Origin of the sequence: Rhodoferax sp., assembly GCF_039922535.1 — a bacterium.
Lineage (GTDB): Bacteria > Pseudomonadota > Gammaproteobacteria > Burkholderiales > Burkholderiaceae_C > Rhodoferax_B.
The window spans coordinates 20,247-28,784 of record NZ_JBDTEM010000203.1; the positions used below are offsets into that span (position 1 = coordinate 20,247).

Here is an 8,538-nt window from a genome sequence, read left to right on the forward strand (position 1 = left end):
GGCGAGATTTAAGCGCTGACCGGTACCGCTTCGCTGGGCTCCAGCAGCGCGCTTGTCGGGTAGACCAGCGCCGTCGGGCTGAACCGGTAGACGCCATCCGTGCCGCGTGCGCGCTGCAAATAGCCATCTACCCACAGCTTGTGCAGGTGCGCCACTGCCTCACCCATAGCGAAGGTAATCTGGTGCAGGTCTAGCTGGCGGGTGAACAGCACCGGCAGGATGTCGCTGGCACTGCACGGCTGCTGCTGGGCGAACGCCATCACCCGGGCCAAGTGGTCGCGGTGGTGGTCGTGCAACTGCTGGATGCGCGTGTGCAGGCCCTGGAAAGGCTTGCCGTGGGCGGGCAGGGTCAGGGTGTCCGGGTGCAGCAGCGCGAACTTGTCGATTGACTCCAGAAACTGCTGCAGCGGGTTGCTTTCGGGTTCCACATCAAACACGCTGACGTTGGTGGAAATACGCGGCAGCATCATGTCGCCGCCTATCAGCACCTGGGTTGCGTCGCAGTACAGCGCAATGTGCTCCGGCGCATGCCCGTAGCCGCTGATGCAGCGCCAGTCGCGTCCGCCGATGCGCAGGGTCTGACCGTCTTGCATGCGCACAAAGCTGGGCGGCAGAGCGGGCACCATGGCCGAAAAATAGCCGCTGCGGGCGCGGATTTTGGCGACCGATTCCGGGTCGATCAGGCCATGCTTCTGGAAGAATTCTGCCGCGCCCGGCCCGCCGTTGCCGCTGGAGTGGAGGATGTTGTGCTGGGCTACAAAGTAGTCCGTAGCGCTGATCCACAAAGGCGCGTTCCAGCGCGCGCACAGCCAAGAGGCCAGGCCGATGTGGTCCGGGTGCATATGGGTCACGATGACACGCAGGATGGGCAGGCCGCCCAGTTGGGTGGCAAAAATCGCCTCCCACTGCGCGCGCGATGCATCGGCGCTGATGCAACAGTCCACTATGCTCCAACCCCGCTGGCCGTCGATCTCGTCTTCGAGCAACCACAGGTTAATGTGGTTCAGCGCAAACGGCAGCGCCATGCGGATCCAGCGCACGCCGGGCGCTACGCCGATGGTTTCGCCCTGTGCGGGCAAGGTCTCGCCCAGGGGGTAATGCAATTGTTGTTCGAGTAGATTCATGGTGCGAGCGAGGCCAGGTGCCAAGGGGTTGGAGATGGTGAATTTTGACAGCCTGGTCCGACCGGGTTTCATCCAGCGCGCGGAGGCCTGAAACGATAATGCCCCATGTTTCGCAAACGTCTTACTGTTGCCTTGGGGATTTTGGCCTGCGCCGCGCTGCTGCAGGGGGGTGTTTCTTGGTGGGCGCTGCAGGCGGCAGGTGAGAAGGTCTACCGTGGCCGTGTTGCCACTGATGTACTCGCCGGTTTTCTGGAGCTGTACAGTACCAAGCAGCGGCTGCGGGCCTGGCTCTCGCAATCATTGCTGGGTGCGCCGGTGGCCCCGCAATTGCGCGAAGAGCTACAAAAAGAGATGGCTACCACGCTGGCCCGTCTGGATACCATGGCCATACTGGCGGCCCAGCTCGATGGCGACAAGGGTGCACTGCAGGCCGAACACCACCATCGGCAGGAAGACCTGGTGGTGTTGCACCAGAGCCTGCACGAACTGCGCATCGCCATGGCCAGCGTGCAACCCCAACCGCCGAACGACAGCTTGGTGGCGTTGTGGTCGGAGATCACCCGTGTATTCGATGTGTCCCAGGGCCGCGATCTGCGCTCGCTGTTGACGGTGTGCTGCAGCCCACGGTGTCCAACAAGTCGCGCACTACGCCCGCCGAGATCAACGACTACTTTGTCCATTTTCTGACGAATGGACCCCAGGGCGCGATCGACAAACGCGTCATCCGCATCGGCTGTAATGTGGCGCAGGACATTGGCACCTACACCGTTACTTTCAAGGATGGCAAGAAAGTGAATGCCCGCTACACCTATGTGTACGAGTACACCCAAGGCCAGTGGCTGATCGCCAACCACCACTCTTCCGCCATGCCAGAAAAGTCTTAAGAGCGGTCTATTGGGGCCCAAGCAGCGGCTCTGCGGGTTGGCTCGGATTCGGGTGCTTTGTTCGCCGTCTTGCGTGGCTCGACAGAGCCCATGCACGGGAACCAACAACCAACCCATCCGGATGACACCCCAATGCGGACTTAAAGGGATTGCGACAGGTTTAAACGGCACACCTATTTGGCATCAACCGGATAGACTAAACGTTCAAACAATTCGTATTATTTGGAGACAAGCATGGCCCTCAAGTCTTTCACTGCGACACGTCGTTCATTGGTGCTAGGTATGGGAGGGGCCGCTTGCCTTCTGTCAGCACCTTTGGCCTACGCGCAACAAGTTTTCATTAACGTGCTAACCGGTGGGCAAAGTGGCATTTACTACCCCCTGGGCGTGGCCTTAAGCCAGATCTACGGCAAGGTACTGCCTAATGCCAAGATATCTGTACAAGCGACCAAGGCATCGGCAGAAAATCTGAACCTCTTGCAACAAGGTCGCGGAGAAGTGGCTTTTGCACTCGCTGACTCGGTGTCAGACGCGTGGAAAGGCGACGAGGAAGCTGGCTTCAAAGCACCACTGAAAAAAATCCGCGCTATCGCCGGCCTGTACTCTAACTACATCCAGATCATCGCCAACGCCGAATCGGGTATCAAGTCAATTGCCGACTTGAAGGGCAAACGCATTTCGGTTGGCGCACCCAAATCCGGAACAGAACTCAACGCGCGCGCGATCCTGAAAGCGGCGGGGCTTAGTTATAAAGACTTCTCCAAAGTGGAGTACCTGGGCTTTGGGGAGTCGGTAGAGTTGATGAAAAACCGCCAGCTGGATGTGACTTTGCAGTCGGTTGGACTGGGGGCTGCGTCCATTCGCGACCTGGCCGTATCCATTGACATCGTCGTCGTGGCGGTACCTGCCGATGTCGTAGCCAAGGTAGGCGACCCTGCCTATGAAGCGGCCAGTATTCCCGCCAATACCTATAACGGGCAAAAAGTCGCCATTCCTACGGTCGCCATCAAGAACATTCTGGTGACACATGAAGGCGTAGCAACCGACACGGTGTATGCCATGACCAAATCGATGTTTGACAACCTCGATGGCATGGTGGCCGCGCACACGGCAGCCAAGGCCATTGTGAAAAAGGATGCGGCCATGGGTCTGCCCATTCCCCTGCACCCCGGTGCCGAAAAGTACTACCGTGAAGCTGGTTTGTTGAAGTAAAAACTATTGAAGACACGCCATGAGTCTTAGTGTCCCACCTGCCGCGCCAGCGGCGCAGGCCGATGTCATTGACGTGGATGCCTTGCTAGACCACAAACCGCCCGCAGATGCTGGGTCTGACTTCGAAGAGCACGGCAGAAAGCGCTCGCTGCAGGGCTTTTCCGCGCATGTATTGATGCTGTGCGCGCTGCTGTTTTCCATCTACCAATTGGTGATTGCGGCAGATTTGGTGTCACTGTCCAGTCTGCCCATTCGTTCGCTGCACGTTGGGTTTTTGTCGCTGCTGACGTTTATTCTTTATCCCGCATTCAAGCAGGGCAGCTTGTCGACCGTGGCCTGGTACGACTGGATACTGGGCTTTGGCGGATTTGCCATTGGTTTTTATCACTTGATTTTTGAAGCATCGGTGATTCAAAACAGTGGAGATCCGACGCAGTTTGAGCTTGTGATTGGTACCGCCATGGTGGTGCTTATTTTTGAAGGCACACGCCGTGTGATGGGTTGGGCGCTACCCATCGTCAGCGGGCTGTTCCTGGCATACGGTCTGTTGGGCCAGTACCTGCCCGGTGACTTTGCCCACCGTGGCTACGAGTACAGCGCCATCGTGAACCAGCTCTATTTGGGCACCGACGGTATCTACGGGCTACCTACGCTCGTTTCTGCGACCTACATCTTCTTGTTCATCTTGTTTGGTTCGTTTCTGGAGCACGCAGGAATGATCCGTTTGTTCAACGCGATTGCCTTGGGTTTCGTTGGGCACGCCAAAGGTGGTCCGGCTAAAGTGGCGGTGCTGTCTTCTGGGTTTATGGGCATGATTTCCGGGTCTGGTGTGGCCAACGTGTTGACCGTGGGGCAATTCACCATTCCGTTGATGAAGCGCTTTGGGTACAACGCGGTATTTGCCGGTGCGGTAGAGGCAACCGCCTCTATGGGAGGGCAGATCATGCCGCCGGTGATGGGTGCTGTGGCCTTCATCATGGCGGAAACTTTGAACCTGCCTTACTCGGAAATTGTGAAGGCCGCCATCATCCCCGCGCTGCTGTACTACTTCACCGCCTTCACGATGGTGCACTTGGAAGCCGGCCGTGCCAAGCTGCTGGGCCTGCCCAAAGCGCAGTGCCCCAACCCCTGGCAACATATCCGTGAAAACTGGCACCTGATGGTGCCGTTGGCTGTTTTGGTGTTCATGCTGTTCCACGGCTTTACCCCCAAGTTTGCCGGCATGATGGGCTTGTGCATGACCGCCATGTTGATTTTGGGCGCTGCACTGGCTGCACGCATTAGTTTCAAGGCATTTCGGTACGTGCTGTGGTTGGGGATAGGCCTTGGCGCGTCTACCTTCATGAAATGGGGTATTCAGCCCGTGTTGGCTGTGATTGCACTGATGGTGCTTGCCTGCCTGTTCATTCAAGGTGGAAGGAAAACCCTGCGCACGCTGCTGGCAGGCCTGACCGATGGTGCCAAACAAGCCGTGCCTGTGGGCCTGGCCTGTGCCATTGTGGGGGTGATTATTGGCGTGTTGTCGCTGACCGGCGCGGCAACCAACTTCGCCGGTTTGGTACTCAAGATTGGCGAGAGCAGTATCTTTTTATCTTTGATACTGACCATGCTGGTGTGCTTGGTGCTGGGCATGGGCATACCCACCATTCCCAACTACATCATCACCAGCGCGATTGCGGCACCGGCACTTTTGAAACTGGGCGTACCGCTCTTGGTATCGCATATGTTTGTGTTTTATTTTGGCATCATGGCGGATTTGACGCCTCCCGTGGCCCTGGCTGCGTTTGCAGCGGCATCGATTGCCAAAGCTTCACCCATGAAGATTGGTGTCAAAGCGACCCAAATTGCGGTCGCAGGCTTTGTGATCCCCTTTATGGCGGTGTATGACAACGCGCTCATGCTGCAAGGCCACTGGACCTATGTCGGGGTTGCGTACGTGGTCTTCAAATGCCTATTGGCTATCGTGTTGTGGGGTGGTCTGGTGGTTGGCCATTTGTTTATGGACCTGGGTGTTGCGAAGCGGGTGGGCTGTGGCTTGACCGCCACCATGTTGGTTTCCGCTTTCCCATTGACCGACGAAATCGGTTTTGCCATGTCGGCGGCAATGGGCGTATGGGTATGGATGAGTTTCCGCAAAACACCCACGCAGGCCACTGCTTAGACCGCGCATTCCCATGTCTTGGTTATTTGCGCTGTGTCTGGCGGCAGGGAATGCACATGCAGAAATTCCCGTGCACCAGTTCACGCTCCGTTGGCAGCACTCGATTGAAAAGATCGATTGGGAAGAAGATTATGTGGTTGCGGGCAACTGGCTGTTTCTTGAAAGTGCCCGGGTGCGCGGGTCAGGTGCCGGCATGGAGCCGCCAGCGGGTTCTTATTATTCAAAAGGAGTATGGCGTTACCGTCCAGCACCGGACATGCGCTGGAGCCAAAGTTTGCTGCTCACACGCTCGGAGTTTGCACGGGACTACGACATCTGCATCCAGGGAAGATGCCGGCCTATGGCGGACTGGATTCCCATCGCTTCAGGTAATACGACCCTAACCCCGTGCAAAGTTGCCTCGAATGCAGGTCAATCCGAGCGCTAGCGCCTTGGGTCTTGTCCCTGTTAACGGCCCTGTATGAGTACAGCAAAGGCCAGTGGCTGATCGCCAACCACCTCTCTTTCGCCATGCCGGAAAAGAGGTAACTGCAGCAGACCCGAAAGGGCTTGGCTGCAGCTTGCTGCTGCCAGGTAATCAACTAACGGCAAAATACGGCCCTATGACCCATTCTGTTCCTGATATTTTTGCCAATAACCGCGCCTGGGCTGCCCAGATGGAGCGCCAGCGGCCCGGTTTCTTTACCGAACTCACCCGCCAGCAAAAGCCCAAGTACATGTGGATAGGCTGCTCCGACAGCCGAGTGCCCGCCAACGAGATCATGGGGCTTGACCCGGGCGAGGTGTTTGTGCACCGCAACGTGGCCAATGTGGTGGTGCACTCCGACCTGAATGCGCTCTCCACCGTGCAGTTTGCGGTGGACGTGATCAAGGTCCAGAACATCACCGTGGTGGGGCACTACGGTTGCTCGGGCGTGGCGGCGGCGCTGTCGGGTCAGCGTGTCGGCCTGGCCGATAACTGGTTGCGCCACATCCAGGATGTACGCGACCGCCATTGGCATTTGATCGATGCCATTCCCGAAGCCCACCGCCACGATGCGCTGGTGGAGCTGAACGTGATCGAGCAGGTGGTGAACGTGTGCCAAAGCACGGTCATGGTGGATGCCTGGGCGCGCGGCCAGACCGTCACCGTGCACGGCTGGGTCTACGGCATCCACGACGGCCTGCTGCAAAACCTGCACATCACCGTGAATGGCGTGGAAGCGCTGGAGGCCGCGTACAAGGCGGCGATTGAAGGTGTTTCGCGCTCTGAGCGCAATTAGATTCTGCGTGAGTAGCTATTGAAAATATAGCGCACTATGTTTCCCCAGCGCCTGGACTCTCTGCTCGCCTACGACATCGCCAAGGCCATGGTGGATGGCTTCAACCGGCATTACCGCTTGTTCCGCAGCGAGTCGGCCCGGGCCAAGCACCGGTTTGAAACGGCAGACTGGCATGGCCAGCAGCGGGCGCAGCGCGAGCGTATCGAGTTTTATGACCTGCGGGTGCGCGAATGCTCGACCCGGCTGGAGCGCGAATTCAAGGCGGGCGACCAGGGCATGGATGTGTGGCAACAAGTCAAGCTGCACTACATCGGCCTGCTGGTAGAGCACCGCCAGCCCGAGCTGGCCGAGACCTTCTTCAACTCGGTCACCACCAAGATGCTGCACCGCAGCTACTTCCAGAACGACTTCATCTTCGTGCGCCCTGCGGTGAGCACCGAGTACCTGGAAGCCGCCGAGCCGCGCCCCACTTACCGCGCTTACTACCCCACGCGCGCCACCCTGGGCGCGGTGCTGTTGCAGATGGTGCAAGACTTTGACCTGCAGCGCGCGTTTGGTGACTTGGAGCGCGACATCGCCTATGTGGAGGCGGCGGTGCGCCAACAACTGGGCGAGGTCACGCTGCGGGCCAACTTCCAGATCCAGGTGCTTACCAGTCTGTTCTTTCGCAACAAGGGCGCGTACATCTGCGGCAAGGTGATCAACGGCTTCCAGGAGCACCCGTTTGCCCTGCCTATCCTCCACGTCCAATTGCACTACGCCGAGTCCAAGCTGGTGATCGATGCCGCCTTGTTTGGCGAGGATGACATGCTGCTGCTGTTCAGCTTTGCGCGCGCCTACTTCATGGTGGACATGGAAATTCCCAGCGCCTACGTTCAGTTTCTGCGCAGCATGATGCCGCGCAAGCCGCGCAATGAAATCTACAACGCCCTGGGCCTGGCCAAGCAGGGAAAAACCCTGTTTTACCGGGATCTGCTGCAGCACCAGCGCCATTCCACCGACCAGTTCCGCATTGCGCCGGGCATCAAGGGCATGGTGATGCTGGTGTTCGACATGCCGTCCTTCCCCTACGTTTTCAAGGTCATCAAAGACTTTTACCCGCCGCAAAAAGACACCAGCCGCGAACAGGTCAAGGCCAAGTATTTGCTGGTCAAGCAGCACGACCGCGTGGGCCGCATGGCCGACACGCTGGAGTACAGCGAGGTGGCTTTCCCGCGTGCCCGCTTCAGCGACGAGGTCATTGCCGAGCTGCAGAAGTTCGCCCCCAGCCAGCTGGAAATCAGCGACCGGGACGGTGATGGGCAGATGGAAGTGGTGATCAAGCACGTCTACATCGAGCGCCGCATGATCCCGCTCAACATCTACCTGCAAGAGGCCTTTGACGCGGGCCCGGATGACCGCCGCGCCCGTGCCCAGATCGAGCGCGTCGTCATCGAATACGGCAACGCTATCAAGGACCTGGTGGCCGCCAATATCTTCCCCGGCGACATGCTGTGGAAAAACTTTGGCGTGACGCGCCACGGCAAGGTGGTGTTCTACGACTACGACGAGATCGAATATCTCACCGACTGCAACTTCCGCACCGTGCCCCAGCCACGCAATGAAGAGGAAGAGATGAGCGGCGAGATTTGGTACCGGGTGGGCTCCAAGGACGTGTTTCCCGAAACCTTTGCCCCGTTTCTGCTGGGCAACCCGTTGGTACGGGAGGCCTTCATGCGCCACCACGCCGATCTGTTGGATGCGCGCTTTTGGCAGGTGCACAAGGAGCGCATCCAGGCAGGCTACGTGTTTGATGTGTTCCCGTACGAGCAGGACAAAAGGTTTCCTTCGCACAACTGATCGCGTACACTGCGACCCGCCCGGGGTGCGCAGTGTTGCGCTGAGATGGAATCCAA

The 8,538-nt window shown here is 58.4% G+C and carries 7 protein-coding genes and 1 pseudogene; 7 read left to right on the forward strand and 1 reads right to left on the reverse strand.

Features of this window, described 5'->3' with window-relative positions; genetic code table 11:
- Positions 1-8: 8 nt before the first annotated feature.
- Complete coding sequence (locus tag ABI213_RS09605; protein WP_348006361.1) at positions 9-1,124, reverse strand: MBL fold metallo-hydrolase; 1,116 nt, start codon at positions 1,122-1,124, stop codon at positions 9-11.
- 105 nt (positions 1,125-1,229) lie between these two features.
- On the opposite strand from ABI213_RS09605, the gene ABI213_RS09610 reads away from it, so the two are divergent.
- The 7 genes and pseudogenes from ABI213_RS09610 (at position 1,230) to aceK (ending at position 8,482) form a co-directional block, all read left to right on the forward strand.
- Positions 1,230-1,811, forward strand: a complete 582-nt coding sequence (locus ABI213_RS09610) for a hypothetical protein (RefSeq protein WP_348006365.1) — start codon at positions 1,230-1,232, stop codon at positions 1,809-1,811.
- Positions 1,724-2,008: pseudogene (locus tag ABI213_RS09615) on the forward strand (nuclear transport factor 2 family protein); the annotation flags it as partial. The gene ABI213_RS09610 and the pseudogene ABI213_RS09615, both read left to right, overlap by 88 nt.
- Before the next feature lie 234 nt (positions 2,009-2,242).
- Positions 2,243-3,220 (forward strand): TAXI family TRAP transporter solute-binding subunit, encoded by a 978-nt coding sequence (locus ABI213_RS09620; protein ID WP_348026871.1) that lies wholly within the window; start codon positions 2,243-2,245, stop codon positions 3,218-3,220.
- A 19-nt stretch (positions 3,221-3,239) separates the two neighbouring features.
- Positions 3,240-5,381, forward strand: a complete 2,142-nt coding sequence (locus ABI213_RS09625; protein ID WP_348006359.1) for a TRAP transporter permease — start codon at positions 3,240-3,242, stop codon at positions 5,379-5,381.
- A 13-nt stretch (positions 5,382-5,394) separates the two neighbouring features.
- The gene (locus tag ABI213_RS09630) at positions 5,395-5,808 is read left to right on the forward strand and encodes a DUF1850 domain-containing protein (protein ID WP_348006358.1); all 414 of its coding nucleotides are present in this window, start codon (positions 5,395-5,397) and stop codon (positions 5,806-5,808) included.
- Between the two features lie 175 nt (positions 5,809-5,983).
- Positions 5,984-6,643 (forward strand): carbonate dehydratase, encoded by a 660-nt coding sequence (gene can, locus ABI213_RS09635; RefSeq protein ID WP_348006357.1) that lies wholly within the window; start codon positions 5,984-5,986, stop codon positions 6,641-6,643.
- 36 nt (positions 6,644-6,679) lie between these two features.
- Complete coding sequence (gene aceK, locus ABI213_RS09640) at positions 6,680-8,482, forward strand: bifunctional isocitrate dehydrogenase kinase/phosphatase (protein ID WP_348026873.1); 1,803 nt, start codon at positions 6,680-6,682, stop codon at positions 8,480-8,482.
- The last annotated feature ends 56 nt before the right edge of the window (positions 8,483-8,538 follow it).

What these genes read in the sequence shown, in the direction of transcription:
- ABI213_RS09605 (WP_348006361.1), bottom strand. Translation starts at nt 1,124, where the DNA reads ATGAATCTACTCGAACAACAATTGCATTACCCCCTGGGCGAGACCTTG.
- ABI213_RS09610 (WP_348006365.1), top strand. Translation starts at nt 1,230, where the DNA reads ATGTTTCGCAAACGTCTTACTGTTGCCTTGGGGATTTTGGCCTGCGCC.
- ABI213_RS09620 (WP_348026871.1), top strand. Translation starts at nt 2,243, where the DNA reads ATGGCCCTCAAGTCTTTCACTGCGACACGTCGTTCATTGGTGCTAGGT.
- ABI213_RS09625 (WP_348006359.1), top strand. Translation starts at nt 3,240, where the DNA reads ATGAGTCTTAGTGTCCCACCTGCCGCGCCAGCGGCGCAGGCCGATGTC.
- ABI213_RS09630 (WP_348006358.1), top strand. Translation starts at nt 5,395, where the DNA reads ATGTCTTGGTTATTTGCGCTGTGTCTGGCGGCAGGGAATGCACATGCA.
- can (WP_348006357.1), top strand. Translation starts at nt 5,984, where the DNA reads ATGACCCATTCTGTTCCTGATATTTTTGCCAATAACCGCGCCTGGGCT.
- aceK (WP_348026873.1), top strand. Translation starts at nt 6,680, where the DNA reads ATGTTTCCCCAGCGCCTGGACTCTCTGCTCGCCTACGACATCGCCAAG.